Source organism: Methyloglobulus morosus KoM1, assembly GCF_000496735.2.
GTDB lineage: Bacteria > Pseudomonadota > Gammaproteobacteria > Methylococcales > Methylomonadaceae > Methyloglobulus > Methyloglobulus morosus.
In genome coordinates this window covers 1-15355 of record NZ_AYLO01000021.1, presented here as the reverse complement: position 1 = coordinate 15355, position 15355 = coordinate 1, and the positions used below count along the sequence as shown (strand labels likewise).

15 protein-coding genes are annotated in these 15355 nt (G+C 47.4%); 3 read left to right on the top strand and 12 right to left on the bottom strand.

Features of this window, described 5'->3' with window-relative positions:
• Nucleotides 1-3: 3 nt before the first annotated feature.
• The 11 genes from nqrE to hflD form a co-directional block, all read right to left on the bottom strand.
• Nucleotides 4-612, bottom strand: a complete 609-nt coding sequence (nqrE, locus tag MGMO_RS03280; RefSeq protein ID WP_023493605.1) for an NADH:ubiquinone reductase (Na(+)-transporting) subunit E — start codon at nucleotides 610-612, stop codon at nucleotides 4-6.
• Nucleotides 612-1340: an NADH:ubiquinone reductase (Na(+)-transporting) subunit D gene (locus MGMO_RS03275; protein ID WP_023493604.1), complete on the bottom strand. Its 729-nt coding sequence runs from the start codon at nucleotides 1338-1340 to the stop codon at nucleotides 612-614. Before MGMO_RS03275 ends, nqrE begins: the two co-directional genes overlap by 1 nt.
• Entirely contained in the window at nucleotides 1337-2221 is an 885-nt protein-coding gene (locus tag MGMO_RS03270; RefSeq protein WP_152976282.1) for a Na(+)-translocating NADH-quinone reductase subunit C, read from the bottom strand. The genes MGMO_RS03275 and MGMO_RS03270 overlap by 4 nt, the downstream gene beginning before the upstream one ends.
• 40 nt (nucleotides 2222-2261) lie before the next feature.
• A complete protein-coding gene (locus MGMO_RS03265) occupies nucleotides 2262-3464 on the bottom strand; it encodes an NADH:ubiquinone reductase (Na(+)-transporting) subunit B (protein WP_023493602.1) in 1203 nt (400 codons plus the stop codon).
• Nucleotides 3464-4822: a Na(+)-translocating NADH-quinone reductase subunit A gene (locus tag MGMO_RS03260; RefSeq protein ID WP_023493601.1), complete on the bottom strand. Its 1359-nt coding sequence runs from the start codon at nucleotides 4820-4822 to the stop codon at nucleotides 3464-3466. The genes MGMO_RS03265 and MGMO_RS03260 overlap by 1 nt, the downstream gene beginning before the upstream one ends.
• Nucleotides 4823-4982: 160 nt before the next feature.
• Nucleotides 4983-5123: a hypothetical protein gene (locus MGMO_RS19870; RefSeq protein WP_235557219.1), complete on the bottom strand. Its 141-nt coding sequence runs from the start codon at nucleotides 5121-5123 to the stop codon at nucleotides 4983-4985.
• A gap of 79 nt (nucleotides 5124-5202) precedes the next feature.
• Complete coding sequence (locus MGMO_RS19865) at nucleotides 5203-5391, bottom strand: hypothetical protein (protein WP_161808456.1); 189 nt, start codon at nucleotides 5389-5391, stop codon at nucleotides 5203-5205.
• 628 nt (nucleotides 5392-6019) lie between these two features.
• A complete protein-coding gene (locus MGMO_RS03255) occupies nucleotides 6020-7477 on the bottom strand; it encodes a M48 family metalloprotease (RefSeq protein ID WP_023493600.1) in 1458 nt (485 codons plus the stop codon).
• Nucleotides 7478-7564: 87 nt separating this feature from the next.
• A complete protein-coding gene (locus MGMO_RS03250; protein WP_023493599.1) occupies nucleotides 7565-8353 on the bottom strand; it encodes a hypothetical protein in 789 nt (262 codons plus the stop codon).
• 265 nt (nucleotides 8354-8618) lie between these two features.
• Nucleotides 8619-9533, bottom strand: coding sequence for an oxygen-dependent coproporphyrinogen oxidase (gene hemF / locus MGMO_RS03245; protein WP_036306700.1), 915 nt, complete (start codon nucleotides 9531-9533; stop codon nucleotides 8619-8621).
• Between the two features lie 14 nt (nucleotides 9534-9547).
• On the bottom strand, nucleotides 9548-10171 hold the full coding sequence (gene hflD, locus MGMO_RS03240) for a high frequency lysogenization protein HflD (RefSeq protein WP_023493597.1): 624 nt from the start codon (nucleotides 10169-10171) through the stop codon (nucleotides 9548-9550).
• Nucleotides 10172-10318: 147 nt separating this feature from the next.
• On the opposite strand from hflD, the gene MGMO_RS03235 reads away from it, so the two are divergent.
• The 3 genes from MGMO_RS03235 to MGMO_RS03225 all read left to right on the top strand — a co-directional run bounded on the left by MGMO_RS03235 (nucleotide 10319) and on the right by MGMO_RS03225 (nucleotide 14408).
• On the top strand, nucleotides 10319-10537 hold the full coding sequence (locus tag MGMO_RS03235) for a heavy-metal-associated domain-containing protein (RefSeq protein WP_023493596.1): 219 nt from the start codon (nucleotides 10319-10321) through the stop codon (nucleotides 10535-10537).
• Nucleotides 10538-10563: 26 nt separating this feature from the next.
• Nucleotides 10564-12813 carry a heavy metal translocating P-type ATPase gene (locus MGMO_RS03230; RefSeq protein WP_023493595.1) on the top strand — a complete coding sequence of 750 codons (2250 nt, stop codon included), beginning with the start codon at nucleotides 10564-10566 and terminating at the stop codon, nucleotides 12811-12813.
• A 101-nt stretch (nucleotides 12814-12914) separates the two neighbouring features.
• On the top strand, nucleotides 12915-14408 hold the full coding sequence (locus MGMO_RS03225; protein WP_023493594.1) for a DUF2235 domain-containing protein: 1494 nt from the start codon (nucleotides 12915-12917) through the stop codon (nucleotides 14406-14408).
• Between the two features lie 229 nt (nucleotides 14409-14637).
• On the opposite strand, the gene MGMO_RS03220 is transcribed toward MGMO_RS03225, so the two are convergent.
• Nucleotides 14638-15201, bottom strand: a complete 564-nt coding sequence (locus MGMO_RS03220) for a hypothetical protein (protein WP_152976281.1) — start codon at nucleotides 15199-15201, stop codon at nucleotides 14638-14640.
• Nucleotides 15202-15355: the final 154 nt, after the last annotated feature.

Genomic DNA, 15355 nt, shown 5'->3' with positions numbered 1-15355 from the left:
TTCTTAAAGTTGGATTCCAGAGAAGGCCATGAAGCCGAGCGACATCAGGCCTGCTGTGATAAACGTAATGCCCAGTCCTTGCAAGGCAGGTGGAATGTCGCTGTATTTAAGTTTTTCGCGCACACCGGCCATAACGGTAATCGCCAAAGCCCAGCCAAAGCCGCTACCGACACCGTATACAACGCTTTCCGTAAAATTATAATCACGTTCTATCATGAACAGGCTACCGCCTAAAATAGCACAGTTAACTGTAATTAACGGCAGGAAGATACCTAAGGCGAAATATAAGGCAGGAAAGAATTTATCCAACACCATTTCCAGAATTTGCACCAAAGCACCGATAATACCTATACAGCTCAACAATGCCAGAAAACTCAGGTCAACGCCCGTAATACCCATCCAAGCCAAGGCATTTTCTTTCAAGAGGGCATGGTAAACAAAGTTGTTTGCAGGTACGGTAATCGCCTGTACGACCATGACGGCGACACCCAAACCCATCGCAGTGGAAATCTTTTTAGAAACGGCTATAAAGGTACACATCCCCAAAAAGAAGGATAAGGCCAGATTTTCAATGAAAACGGCTTTGACAAATAGACTGACTAAACCTTCCATTAGTGATGCCCTCCATTGCCGTGCGCTGCACCGTCTTCGCCGTGCGCAATCGCCATGATTTTATAATCCACGACTTCCCGCTGCTCAGGTTTCAATTGGCGTACTGCCCAAATAATCAGGCCAATAATAAAAAATGCGCTAGGCGGCAACAGCATCAAACCATTGGGGTCGTACCAACCGCCATCTTTAGCTAGCTTAAGCACCTCGTAACCCAACAGCTTGCCAGATCCGAAGATTTCCCGAAAAAATGCGACCGTGATTAGGATTAAGCTATAACCAGCGCCATTGCCTATGCCGTCTATGAAACTTTCCAATGGTGGGTTTTTCATGGCATACCCTTCCGCACGGCCCATGACGATGCAGTTGGTAATAATCAAGCCGACAAACACTGACAATTGCTTGCTAATGTCGTAGGCAACCGCCTTCAAAATTTGATCTACCACGATAACCAGGGACGCAATAATCGTCATCTGCACGATGATACGAATACTGCTGGGCGTGTGATTCCTCACGGCACTAATAGCTGCGCTGGAAAACGCCGTCACCAAAGTCAAAGCCAACGCCATAATCAGTGAGGTAGACATCTTGGATGTCACCGCCAAGGCAGAGCATATCCCCAAGACCTGTAAGGTAATCGGATTGTTATTGACCAAGGGATCAATCAGAACCTTCTTGGTCTCATCGTTCAATAATGCGTCTTTTAGTTCATTGCCTATTACTGCGCTCATGATTTTGCCCTCTTAACCCTTACTTTACTTAAATAACGCGCAAAACCTTCTTTGCTCATCCAGTATCTGACCAGATTGGTGACGCCATTGCTGGTCAAGGTTGCGCCAGCCAAGCCATCGACTTGGTATTCTGCGCCCATTTTTCCGGTATCGACGGAACCTTTTATGAGCGCCAATGCGGGTTCGCCTATATCGGCTTCTTCAATTGAACCCTTATCCAAGGACGGTTGGTCGGTCTCAGCATACACTTTTTTGCCTTTCCAAAGTGCCCGCCACTTGGGGTTGACCACCTCGCCGCCTAAACCTGGAGTTTCTGCCTGGTCATAGAAATTGATGCTTTGTACCGTTTGCCCATCGGGATCTAATGACAAGAAGCCATACAGCGTAGACCACAAGCCATAACCGCTCACAGGCAGGATTATCGACTTGATTTGGCCAGCCTCTTTCACTAGGAAGACTTTGGCTAACTTGGCTTTTGCGCGGATGTGTGCAATGTCCTTGTCCTTTGGGATTGCAACACTCAGTTTAGGATCTTTAGCCGCTTTGCGTTGGTCGTATTCATCTGCATTGACCGATTCGTCGTATTCGCCTGTTTCCAAGTTGACAACCTTGGGTTCGATACGTTCCGCAAATGCCGCATCGATGTCCATGCCCTCTTCCATCAAACCTGCGACTTCCAGAATGTTCTTCTTCATGTCGAGGTTCTTGTTGTACACCTGTAAAGGCTTCAAGGCAACCGCACCAAAAGAAACCAGTACCGAACAAACTAAACAAAGGGCGACCGCAATTGCGATGGTCTTTTCCAGGCTATCGTTACCTAAGCCTAAGACTTTTTCCTTATAGGCCAGGAATTTTTGGTAATGCTTGCAATTATCGAGCATGGTACGGAATTTAACGTAATGCTCGTTGTTTTTGATGACGTTAAGCATGGCGTTTGATCCTTCTTCTGATATTGGCTTGCATCACAAAATAATCAATTGTCGGGGCGAACATATTGGAAAACAGGATAGCCAGCATGATCCCTTCGGGAAATGCCGGGTTGACCACTCGGATCAACACCGTCATGATGCCGACCAAAGCCCCATAGACCCATCGTCCAGTATCGGTCATGGCAGCACTGACTGGATCGGTGGCCATATAAACCATGCCGAATGCGAAACCGCCCATCGTCAGATGCCAATACCAGGGGATACCGAACATAGGGTCGGTATCGCTACCAATCATATTGAATAACAACGATGTCGCCACCATGCCAAGGAAAACGCCGCCCATGATGCGATAGGAGGCTATCCGTGTATATAGCAAGAATGCAGCACCTATCAGGATTCCTAGCGTTGAAGTTTCACCCAAACAACCCGGCTCAAAACCGAGGAATGATTGAACCCAGGTGTAATTTGCGGCGTGGACGGCTTCCAAACCACCGGTCGCGGCCAAACCTAACGGTGTTGCTGCCGTATAACCATCAACGGCAACCCAAACCGAATCACCGGTAATGGAAGCAGGATAAGCAAAATACAAAAATGCCCGACCCGTTAACGCAGGATTCAAGAAATTTTTGCCCGTGCCCCCAAACACTTCCTTGCCGATGACGATACCAAATGAAATGCCCAATGCGACCTGCCACAAGGGCATATCAGGTGGCATAATCAATGTGTAAAGCATGGAAGAAACCAGGAAACCCTCGTTGACTTCATGGCCGCGTACGGTTGCAAACAACACTTCCCATATACCGCCCACCGCTAAAGTAACGATATAAATAGGGAAAAAATACAACGCGCCATGCACAAAATTGGACAATGGATTCATCGGGTTATAACCCAACAGGGACATGAATATGCCGCGCCAGTTCGATATTTCCTTCGTACCCATGGCTTCCATCGCATGGTTAGCCTGATAACCCGTATTGTACATCGCCATCAGCACACAGAAAAATGTCGCAATGACCACAAACGTCATCGTCCGTTTCAGGTCATTGCCATCCCGGATGTGGGTTTTACCGCCCGTCACGTCGGCAGGCGTGTAAATGAAGGTGTCCACCATCTCATACAAGCCGAAATATTTTTCGAACTTTCCGCCTTTTGTAAAATACGGCTCAATCTTGTCTAAAAAATCTCTCGCCGACATTAGCCTTCCTTCTCAATTTTAGTTAAATTCGCTCGCAGAACCGGACCGAAATCATGCTTACCTGGATCGACAAAGGTAAACAAGGATACGTCTTCCTCATCCAACTCTAAGCAACCCAACAACTGGGCTTGGTCGGTGTCACCCACTATCATTGACTTAAGCAACGGCGTCGGCAGGATGTCCATTGGCATAACGGTTTCATAAATGCCGACTGGGACAATCGCACGGTTACTACCGTTACGGTTGGTCGTAAACGGAAATTTCCGGTTCGCTTTGCGGTCTTGACGGCTTTTGATGTAAACATCCAACGCAGAATACTTGTCTTTGCCCGGCACGATCCAACCAAAAAACTCACGTGCCCTGCCTTCTTGCAACGCAGAGACCTGGAGATGATAACAGCCCAAAAAGGCCGCCCAATCTTTGGCTTGATGTCCATGCAGGACGGAACCGGAAACCACGCGGCTTTCTACATCAGAAAGCAATTCACCCGCGATCAGGTCGTCGGTATTGGCACCAACTCGAGTGCGGACTAACCTAGGTTTCTTCACTGTGGGCCCTGCCAAAGAAACTACGCGCTCTACATTCAATTTACCTGTCGTGAACAATGCGCCTATTGCCAAAACAGCCTGGTAATCGATATACCATACGAATTTATCGACATTGACCGGATCGAGGAAATGGATATGCGTACTTGGCAAACCGGCAGGATGCGGCCCTGAAAACTCAGCAACGACGGCTGGACTGTTATCCCCGACCGTAATCTCGGCACCTTTTGCCTTACAGACGTAAGTCTTGCCTTCGCTTAGCCTGGATAACACCACCAAGCCATTGGCAAAATCCTTACTGCGATCCTTGATGATAACGGCAGGATCTGCCGCCAGCGGACGGGTATCAATCGCCGTTACAAAAATGGATTTAGGTTTGCTGTCAATTGTCGGAATTTTGCCATATGGCCTTGTCCGCAAGGTTGTCCATAAGCCGGATTTAATTAGGTTTGCTTTAACCTTTTCGGCATCCAGCTTGGCTAATTCCGTTTCCTTAAACTTAGCGAAAGATTCCTGCTCCGAGCCGTCCAGTTCAATAACGACAGACTGCAAAACGCGCTTCTCGCCGCGATTGATGTTTTTGACAACGCCAGACCCAGGCGAGGTGAATACGACACCGGGATTTTTTTTGTCCTCGAACAAGACTTGCCCCAGTTTGACCTTATCCCCTTCATTGACCATCATCGTGGGTTTCATCCCTACGTAGTCCATTCCCAGGACTGCAACTGACTTGACAGCATTTGCCTTCCCAATGACCTGTTCAGGCTGTCCCATTATTGGGATATCCAAACCTTTTTTTATTAAAAATTGCATTTGATAAGTCCGCTCTCCAGATGCGTTGCAACAAAATCATTTCTAAGCTACAACGATGTAGTTAGACGCATTAATTACGATGGTTTAAATCATCGACATTACATCATAAAAACTGCTTTTCCTCAACCAAGGATCAATCAAAACTTAGAAACATACGCCCTCACTTTACAAAGGGTCTGGATAAATCGATTTCATTCATACGCACCTCGACAAACCGGAGTTGGCGTCCGCCCGAAGCCGAACGCCCTTCATGGGCAAAGGCGACAAAAAATACGGTCAGCAACAAGGTCTGCGCAATCACCACCTTTAAGCGATAACCTGCCAATCTCAAAGCACACCGACCAAATTGTCTTGACTTACATTGGGCATCGACAATGCCATCAACGCAAATAGATTTGGGAGCGGCAAACCGTTTTGTGGTTACGGGTTAACCGATGCCAACAAGCTGAGAGCACCAAGGCAAAGATAAATTCGTTATCCGCTGAACCCATACTGCTTTCTGACCATATGCCGATTGGATAACCGGGCAACATAAAATTATTGCAGGCATATTGGGATTGAGTAGACATAGGAATATTTAATTTTACCCCCTCCCTGGAATGCATAACACGTTTCAGGTTTGGCGTAGCGCGCGAGGTTATGGCGCCTCTTTAGCGACGGGCGCGTGTTACCGGTGAGATAAAACCGCCCTTCTACAATCTGATGACGAACGTTGGAGATGATTTCCGCGCGGGGGTAGTTTCGCGGTACGCCCAGGGTGCTTTGTCAACCTAAAGATAACTTAACCCAGAGCTTCTGCAAAACCCAGAGGCAATAAAAAGCCCGCTTAAAGCGGGCATGTTGAGTCTTATTATTGTTATTATCTCGCTGTACGAATGTGTCTTCTGTACAACTTAACTCAAGCAGAATTGCTTTTTTATTATTGTTATATTTCAATAGCCTATAAGGCTATGTCCCCCTCTATGCCAGTGTTTAAACTAGCACCGCTCCGAAAAGCTGGACGTATTCTATATCTAAAAAAACGCCTTTGTCCAACAAAAAAAATAATAATTTAAAAAATTAACTTTCCCATAAAAAATATCTTATTATTACAGTAAGTTACAAATTGATGCCAATAATCACCCCTAAAATTGTAGGCAAAAACTGACCTGCATTCGGCTCCCCGTTAAGCCCAGGTTCATAAACACGTTTGATAAATTACTGGTTTCGTCGGGCTTCAATCTGTTCGTTCAAAAAGAAATCATGCCTCTCTCTCAGTATAGCCACCAACTGCGGATTCAGCTTTTTTGATTGCTGCGCCAACCGGATTTGGAAGACTGCATCCTGGACTTGTCCCATTGCGTAATAGTATTCGGCTAGATAGCGGTGCGATTCCGCAGGCTCCCGTAAGTCGCTATAAACCTGCGCTAACAACTCATAATAAACCGGAAGTTTTTGTGATTTATAAGATAACGCCGCCAGATTTTTCTTAGCCAGTTGAGCTTCACCTGACCGCACCAAGGTCGTGATGTATTCCAATTTGATGGCTTCCTTACTCGGGAACTGCTCTGTTAATTTTTGGTATCGGGCGAGCGCGAGACGATAGTTTTTGGATTCGAGCGCAGTGCGTGCCAGTGCAGTGGCATACTGTGATTGTCCTGGATATTGTTTTACCAAGTCTTGAAAAATGGACTCTGCCTCATTGTATTGTTGGGCTTTAAGCGCCACCAAGCCCATCCCATAACGCGCAACGGTCCGTTGCTCTGTCGTTCCTTGTGATAACCTGGACTTAAATACCCTGCCTCTTCCAGCGTCATCTTTGCTACCTAAGACTTGGAGTTTGGCCCTGGTAAGCTGATAGCCCAAGGTGTCTGAATATTGCTTGTAAGGATAAGTCTCGGCACGTCCACGGGTGTCTGAAATACGTGATGCCGTAACGGGATGTGTCCGCAAAAATTCTGGCACGTCCCGCCCGTAATAGCGGCTAGATTGTTGCAAGCGTTCAAAAAAAGTCGGCATGCTTCGCGGGTCGAATCGGGATTCATGCAAGGTCTGCATACCGACACGGTCGGCCTCCATTTCGTTTTCTCGGGTGAAATCGATTTGGAATTGCACGCTGCTGCCCATAATCGCCATAATCGCCGCTTGCCCCAATGCGGGCGCTTGTGTTCCTATCAATATCGCAGCCAGCGTCGCCGCCATCGTAGGAACCGAAAGGCGGCCTGCCGCCTCTGCGGCACGGTACAAGTGCCGTTGCGTGACATGGGCGATTTCGTGCGCCATCACCGAAGCCAGCTCGCTTTCTGCTTCGGTCAATACGATCAAGCCCGAATTCACGCCAACATACCCCCCAGGCCCCGCAAACGCATTGATGTCGTTTTCCATCACGACAAAAAAATGGAACGGCAAACTGGGGTTGTCGCAGTTAGCAACCAGTGTTTGGCCTATAGACTGGATGTATTCTTGAATTTCCGCATCTTGGTTGATGGTAACCTGGGAATGCAGGCTCCTGAAAAATGCTTCACCCAATTCCTTTTCTTCTGCAGGCGAAATGATCGTGCCAGAAGAATCGCCCATATCCGGCAATTCGATCTTGGTGTTGGGTTCAGCCTTATAGGTAACGGGAAATAACGCCAGGATTAGCGCTAACAAGGTATGTCGAGAAACCAATTTCATTGCAATAGGACTGAATGAGATATGCTAAGTTCCAGGAATCCAAACTCACTTAATGGCGACTACCTTAGTAATAGATAGCCTGACCCTTTAGTATTTATCCGCTTCCTCTTTTGCTTTTTTTGCGCCATCCACATTCTTTTGCAATTCCCTTGCATTCGCTATCAACAACCAACTGTGTTTCTTCAAGGCATTATCATTCACAGCCAATAAGGCCGCTTTTCGGGCAATATCTTCTGCAAGCCGTGGTTTGGATTGCTTTAAGCGCAAGACGGCGAGCTTATAGTACAGGGCGGCATTCCTTGGTTCGATACGGATGGCGCGTTCTATAGACGAAACGGCGGAATCGAGATTGCCGCCTTGACTATTTTCATTGGCGGCCAGAAGCAGTGAACCTACGGCAGGAGACTGCGGGGCAAAAGTTTCCAATGGCACAAGCTCTGCCGGTCCTTTGGGCGCTTCCGGGACAGGTGGCGCGACTAGTTGAACAATTTCATTAGGTTTGGGCTGCTCTGCGGGCGGCTCAGTTTCCGGCATTTGCGGATCTTCGGAGGGTTGCCCTATCCCAAACGGATCGGTGCTGCCCGCCGATTGTTCCGGTGCGCCGCCCAAGTCTGCAGGGGGCGGCAAATTGGGATTAATTTCCACCATCTCCGGCGTCTTATTTCCGCCTTCTAACGGCTTGGTTTCAAGCACTTTCGGGGGTTGTTGCGCAGCTTGATCGGGTACGTTTTGCGCATTATCATACGGCTCATTTGCGTAAGGGTCGTCGGTCTCTCCACCAAAGACAGGTGCCGGTGGTTGTCCGTCATAAAAATTAGCGCAAGCGGTAAGGGCGGAAATTAAAAAAACAATAAATGCCAGGCGAATATTTTGCATACGTGATTTGAAACCCCTCTATTACACCGCACTGGGCATTAGCAATTTGGAACCAACTCTTACGAAATGGTTTTATTGTCGCATTTTAACCTACAAACTTTTTCTGCCCAACAATACTATCGAATACCTAGACAACGTAATGCCGATACTTTCTCCGCTTAAGCCAAAAAATAAAACCGCCTGGGAAAAAGAAAACCTAGCTCGAAGGACTACTCAGACTTTGTTACAAACAGGCATCTAATTGACCAATATTAAGTGATAGGCGTCATGCCACTAACCACTTTTGTGGTTTTAAGTAGCGTTCATAGAGGACAGATTCAGGGCTGTTAGGTTCAGGTTGCCAGTTGTACTTCCAGTGGACAACAGGGGGTAACGACATCAGGATGGACTCTGTCCTACCACCGGATTGCAAGCCAAACAAGGTACCGCGATCATAAACCAAGTTGTATTCGACATAGCGTCCACGGCGATAAAGCTGGAAATCGCGTTCCCGATCACCAAAAGGCGCGGCTTTGCGCTTCTGTACAATGGGCAAATACGCTTTGATATAGTGGTTGCCGACTGATTGCATAAAGGCAAAGCAACGCTCAAAACCCCATTCATTCAAATCATCAAAGAACAGCCCTCCAACGCCTCGGGTTTCATTACGATGTTTCAGGAAAAAATACTCGTCACACCAGTCCTTATACGCCGGATAGACATCCTCGCCAAAAGGTTCACAGGCAGAACGGGCCGTTCGATGCCAATCGATAACATCTTCTTCAAACGGGTAATAAGGCGTTAAATCAAAGCCGCCACCAAACCACCAAATTGTGGGTTCATTTTCTTTTTCCGCTATTAGGAACCGCACATTGGCGTGGGAAGTAGGGACATAAGGATTAAGCGGATGAATAACCAGGGACACACCCATCGCCTGAAATTGCCGATTCGCAAGCTCAGGCCGCTTGGCAGTGGCGGATGGCGGCAAGCTAAAACCGGACACATGGGAAAAATTCACCCCTCCTTGCTCAAATACCTGTCCATTACACAACACCCGTGTCCTGCCGCCACCTCCTTCGCTACGTTCCCACAGATCTTCGATAAAACGCGTTTTTGGCTCTTCCCCCTCCAAAGCCTCACAGATAGTGTCTTGCAGACTGAGCAGGTAGTTTTTTACTTGGTTGATATCATTAATATTCATAGTAAACGAGGTCATTAAATTTGTTTAATTAGATGCTGCAATTCATCCTGAATTCTCCGACGATAAAAGATGAACTTCCAGCGCGAACCACCACATTGCCGCCACAGCAAAGCCGAACGTATCCCCGCCAAGAGCAACGCCCTGATCTTATTGGCTATTGCATGGCTAGAAAGAAACCGTTGTTCTCCGTTGACCATAATCCTGGGCTGTAAGGTACTAATGGTGCTGTGGTAAAGGTCGCCAAGGTTCGCCAGGACATTCTCGTGCAGCAACCCAAATTGTTCGGCTTGGGCTTGTGCCTTGACGACACCCGCTTGTATGATTGCAAGAAAGTCCTTGCGGTCGGCCAGCTTTTTCTCCAGGAATACGATAGAGGCTGCATAACGGGCTTGATCGGGATTAGGCGGTTTTTCGCCCGTCAGTTGACCGTTGAGCTGTTCAAAACCCAATTTCAACCCGGACAACCCACCATAAATATCAACCGCACTGTCTGAATCGATTTTTAGCACACTGCCTATACTGGCTTCCATCGCTTCCTGGTCACATGTGCCAGTGGTCGCCAATTGTTGGACCAAAACGGCGACTTGGGCTATTCCGGCAAGGGCAATCGTTTGGTTGGAGAAGGTTTTCAGTTCCATATTTTTAAGGGTCGGTTCAAGTGGCAATCGTAGCAATAATAAAGTGGTTAGTTCAATGACAACCCACCTATAATTTGATTACGATCAAGTATCCGCTAATTATTGGTTGTGATATAACTATGGCATTATACGACTATGGAGACGAAAATGATTGAATCAGCATCGTTAACGGTAACTGGCATGAAATGTGGCGGCTGTGAAAACAATGTCACTACAAAATTAATGTCCATAGGGGGCGTGAAATCGGCTATTGCATCGAGCAAAGACAAAGAGGTGAACGTCGAATTCGAACCGGACAAAACCGACTTGACTGCGATTGCAAAGGCAATTGTTGAGGCAGGATATACCGTCGTTGGAGATATTTGACTGATTTAATCACATAAGGCATTGTCATGAGCACAAAACCTGTCGCTGAAGAAGCAACAACCGAAACCCGTTTATCCATCATGGGCATGAGTTGTGCGGGATGCGTCAGCACAGTAGAAGGTGCGTTAGCCTCTGTGCCGGGGACAATTTCGGTCAGTGTGAACTTTGCCGACCATTCCGCTATGGTCAAGGGAAATGCCGATCCTGACTTGTTGAAACAAGCCGTCATTGCAGCAGGTTATGATGCGGCAGTCGTGGAAGGCCTGGAAAACCCCGAAGAGCAAGAAGCATTGGAACGGCAACGCTACCGTTCCTTGATGAAAAAAGCAGCGGTGGCTGGTGTATTCGGCGCTTTTCTCATGGCAGCGGAACATTTAAACTGGCTACCCGACATGGGGTCAGAAACGGGCCGTTGGGTTTGGCCTGAGATTGCCCTTATAACACTGGGCATATTAGCCTATTCCGGCTTACATTTTTACCAGGGCGCCGCAAAGGCACTGGGCTTAGGCCAGGCCAATATGGATACCCTGATTGCCTTGGGCACGGGTGCGGCCTGGCTGTTTTCCTGCATTGTCATAGATTTTTATGGAATCCTGCCGTCATTGGCAAAACACGCTTATTTTGAAGCGGCAGTCGTCATCCTGGCGTTCATCAACCTGGGGACAGGCTTGGAGACAATGGCAAGAGGCCGAACATCCGGTGCGATCAGGAAACTCATCGGCTTGCAACCGCGCACCGCCCGTGTCGTTCGGGACGGCAAGGAACAAGACATTCCCATCGAGGATGTCGGTTTAGGCGAAACGCTACGGGTTAGGCCGGGTGAGAAAATAGCCGTCGACGGCGTGCTGTTTGAGGGACATTCAACGGTCGACGAATCCATGTTGACGGGTGAACCTTTACCCATTGAGAAAACGATCAACAGCGAAGTGGTAGCCGGTTCTATCAACCTGACCGGCACATTCTTGTTTAGCGCCACCCGTATCGGCAAGGATACCGCGCTGGCGCAAATCATAAAAAGTGTTAGGCAAGCGCAAAGCAGCAAACCTGAAATTGCCCGCTTGGTCGATAAAATCTCCGCCGTATTTGTGCCAATAGTGGTGTTGATCGCCATCGTGACTTTTGCACTTTGGTATTACTTTGGCCCCGTACCATCCCTGGGCTATGCCTTCGTCACCGCCATGACCGTGTTGGTGATTGCTTGCCCCTGCGCCTTGGGATTGGCTACGCCAATTTCCGTGATGGTTGCGGTGGGCAGGGCCGCGCAATCGGGCATATTGATCCGCCAAGGCGATGCCTTGCAAAAAGCCGGACAATTGACTTGCGTGGTGCTCGACAAAACCGGAACAATTACCGAAGGCAAGCCTGTCGTTACAACGGTAAGGCATACGGCTAAATTCGACGGCAATACGGTATTGGCCTTGGCAGCCAGCATTGAAGCAGGCTCTGAACATCCTTTGGCGGCAAGTATTCTGGCGGCGGCAAAAGAACAGCAACTCAAGCTGGAAAAAGTGCAAAAATTTGCGGCCATCGCCGGGCATGGCGTAGAGGCCATCATCAATGGAAAATCGGTTTATTTCGGTAATCGCACACTCATGGGCCTGAAAGGCCTTAATGCCAAGAAATACGACGGACAACTGTCAGAATTGTCGGCTTTAGGCCAAACGCCGATGTTACTGGCAGTTGACAACACGATTGCCGGAATCATTGCCGTGTCCGACCCCATTAAAAAGGATTCCCTCCATGCCGTACAACAACTGCAAAAGTTGGGTGTCCGTGTACTTATGGTGACGGGCGACAATGAAATCACCGCACAGGCCATCGCCAAACAAGCGGGCATTACCGAAATCAAAGCCCAAGTGTTACCCCAAGATAAGGCCAGCATCATCAAAGAATTGCAACAGCAAGGACAAATTGTCGGCATGGTCGGCGACGGTATCAACGATGCCCCCGCACTGGCGCAAGCCGATGTCGGCATGGCAATCGGCACAGGCACGGACGTGGCGATTGAAAGCGCTGATGTCGTTATTTTGCAAGGCTCGTTACTGAAAGTCCCCGAAGCCATCGCCTTATCCAAAGCGACCGTCAAAAACATCAAACAAAACTTGTTCGGTGCATTCTTTTACAACACTATCAGCATTCCCGTCGCTGCTGGCGCTTTATTTCCATTTTTCGGCATCTTGCTCAACCCCATGATCGCAGGGGCAGCCATGGCGATGTCGTCATTAACCGTGGTGACTAACGCCAGTCGACTGCGGTGGATGAAATTGAAAGGTTGAAATAATGAGGATAGGTCGAACACTTAGCCTGTATTTATTTCCTACCGAGAAGCGATACCTGGAAACCCTATAATAATACCTAAAATAACCCAGGAGGGCTTATGCCTAAAAATATTATCTTGTTTTCCGATGGCACAGGAAACACCAATATTAAAAACAGGGGGACCAATGTCTATAAACTTTACGAGGCCATAGATTTTAATTTGGAACAACCCAAACAAGTTGCCTTTTACGATGATGGTGTCGGTACACAAGAATTTAAGCCGCTAAAAATGATGGGGGGTGTTTTTGGTTGGGGCCTCAGTCGAAATATCAGACAATTGTACAAGGAATTGGTGCAGGTCTATGAACCGGACGACAAAATCTATATGTTTGGCTTTAGTCGAGGGGCGTTCACTATCAGGCGGCTGGCAGGCCTGATTGGTTCAATGGGGATATTGGACAAAACCGCTTACGTTGATGACGAGATACTTGATAATGCTGTTTGGCACTGTTTCAAACATTATCGCTCTAAAAATAGGGCGGTGTTTGAACCGTATTATGAACCCATTATCAAACGGGTTTACGATGAACTGGTGTACAGGCTACCTGACAATGAACTTAAGTTCTGCAAGACTAAACCGCCCATAGAATTTGTTGGGGTTTGGGATACCGTCGCCGCTGTCGGCTTACCCTTTGACGGGATTGCGACACATTTATTGGATAAATTTGTCTTTAGGTTTAAATTTCAGGATCGTACGCTTCACCCTAAAGTCAAAAAAGCCTGCCATGCCCTTTCAATTGACGACGAACGCAAGATATTCCACCCATTGTTATGGGAGGACGATCCCCGTATCGAACAGGTTTGGTTCCCAGGTGTGCATGCCAATGTAGGCGGTGGTTATCCGCAACAAGGGCTTTCGCTAGTGACGCTCGACTGGATGATGGGCAAAGCCCATGCCGCCGGACTTGAATTTGTCCCCAACGACGTGCAATACGTTAAAGACCGGAAATATGTCTTTGATAAACTTTATAACTCCCGTGCCGGCATGGGGGTATATTACCGGTACGAACCGCGCGACATCGCCAAGATTTGTAATGACACCCGACATCAGATCTCGATTAAGATCCCCAAAATTCATGTGAGCGTTTTCAAACGTATTTCCCAGGGAATACTGGGTTATGCGCCCGGCAACCTTCCTTTGGCTTTTGAAGTTGTCGATGACAAGGGCAAGCACAAAAACTCCCAAAAGATAGTCGATTTAGTCAATGATTCCATTGCACCCAATACACTTTTAGATCGGACATCAAAATATTTTCAACCTCGCCGTATCCTGTATTACACTTTTTTTGTCTATTCAGTTTTGACATTGTGGTGGCTAGTGAGGTGGGACATATCGAATCCCGATGTACAGTTATATGGCACCGTGAAAATACTGATTTCCCCCGACGGCCTACTGGACAAATTGGTCTTTCTGGTCTGGGATCATCCCACACTTATTTTACTTGGCACGATAATTTTTGGCGGTTCCGTTTATGTCAGGAAAAAAATGGAAGCCACATTCTCTGAATTTTGGTCAAGGCTTAGGCCACGTCTGGTAGACTTACTAAAATAGAAAAATATATTTGAGAAATGGTGCACTTGATCTGAATTAATTGGCTTGCCAGAGATTGCCTTCTTGTGCAGGATTTAAATAAACTGTGTGGATGGATAAACATGCAGACAGGCATTTTAGCTTTGTGCCACGAACGATATTTGGAAAATGACACTTAATTCCCTAATGCGCATCGACTTATTGTTTGTTTTCGGATTGAACCCTAACCTTTGGATTATTAGTTTAAGCATTAATTTTTTGCCCGCCTGATTAGGCTATCCAATACGTCGGGCACAAAGCGTTCAGCAAATCCAGATATAAAACAAAGGATAAGAAGTTTTGCCGTCTGTGCCGAATCATAAGGCGCGCACAGGAATTTCCCTATAAAGTTTTGCGATGCACTGATATTGCATTCTGCATTTACATCCGGCTTCGGCAGCAAATCCAGAATGTTGACCAGTTGTGATCGGGACAGCAAATAGACCAACACCGAAAACACAGCCCCACTGACCACTAAGGAAATCATATAAGATTTCGACATGCCGTGGCCAATATCAGTTGAATTAATCGCAGAGTCGGTAAAATTGGTCGATGTGTTGGAGGCTTGCTCAAGGCGTTGCAATAAACTGACGACAGCGCCAATCATGCCAAAATAGACGGTCAACAAAATCAACTGCCAACTTTGCCCGGTTGTCGTGTGGTTAGTTAGCGAAAACATGGCGATACCGGCTATCAATAGCCCAAAAAAAAGGACGATTGGCACTTCTTTTTTCTCGTTAATGGCAAGGTTTCGTTGCATTCGATAATAATTCATACGTTGCATTTGCCGGGTGATATTGACTGCATCTTCCTTCAAAAGTAAGTAATACCAATGCCAATAGTTTCTTATATTAATAAAGCCCACTGTCGGGTACACAGATTTCTAATAGTGTCGGGCTGGCTGGCAAACCGGTTCCATGCCTGGCAAC

Coding starts and splice junctions, on each gene's coding strand:
- MGMO_RS03230 (WP_023493595.1), top strand. CDS start 10,564: ATGAGCACAAAACCTGTCGCTGAAGAAGCAACAACCGAAACCCGTTTA.
- hflD (WP_023493597.1), bottom strand. CDS start 10,171: ATGGAACTGAAAACCTTCTCCAACCAAACGATTGCCCTTGCCGGAATA.
- MGMO_RS03260 (WP_023493601.1), bottom strand. CDS start 4,822: ATGCAATTTTTAATAAAAAAAGGTTTGGATATCCCAATAATGGGACAG.
- MGMO_RS03250 (WP_023493599.1), bottom strand. CDS start 8,353: ATGCAAAATATTCGCCTGGCATTTATTGTTTTTTTAATTTCCGCCCTT.
- MGMO_RS03270 (WP_152976282.1), bottom strand. CDS start 2,221: ATGCTCGATAATTGCAAGCATTACCAAAAATTCCTGGCCTATAAGGAA.
- MGMO_RS03265 (WP_023493602.1), bottom strand. CDS start 3,464: ATGTCGGCGAGAGATTTTTTAGACAAGATTGAGCCGTATTTTACAAAA.
- MGMO_RS19865 (WP_161808456.1), bottom strand. CDS start 5,391: ATGTCTACTCAATCCCAATATGCCTGCAATAATTTTATGTTGCCCGGT.
- MGMO_RS03220 (WP_152976281.1), bottom strand. CDS start 15,201: ATGAATTATTATCGAATGCAACGAAACCTTGCCATTAACGAGAAAAAA.
- hemF (WP_036306700.1), bottom strand. CDS start 9,533: ATGAATATTAATGATATCAACCAAGTAAAAAACTACCTGCTCAGTCTG.
- nqrE (WP_023493605.1), bottom strand. CDS start 612: ATGGAAGGTTTAGTCAGTCTATTTGTCAAAGCCGTTTTCATTGAAAAT.
- MGMO_RS03225 (WP_023493594.1), top strand. CDS start 12,915: ATGCCTAAAAATATTATCTTGTTTTCCGATGGCACAGGAAACACCAAT.
- MGMO_RS03255 (WP_023493600.1), bottom strand. CDS start 7,477: ATGAAATTGGTTTCTCGACATACCTTGTTAGCGCTAATCCTGGCGTTA.
- MGMO_RS03275 (WP_023493604.1), bottom strand. CDS start 1,340: ATGAGCGCAGTAATAGGCAATGAACTAAAAGACGCATTATTGAACGAT.
- MGMO_RS03235 (WP_023493596.1), top strand. CDS start 10,319: ATGATTGAATCAGCATCGTTAACGGTAACTGGCATGAAATGTGGCGGC.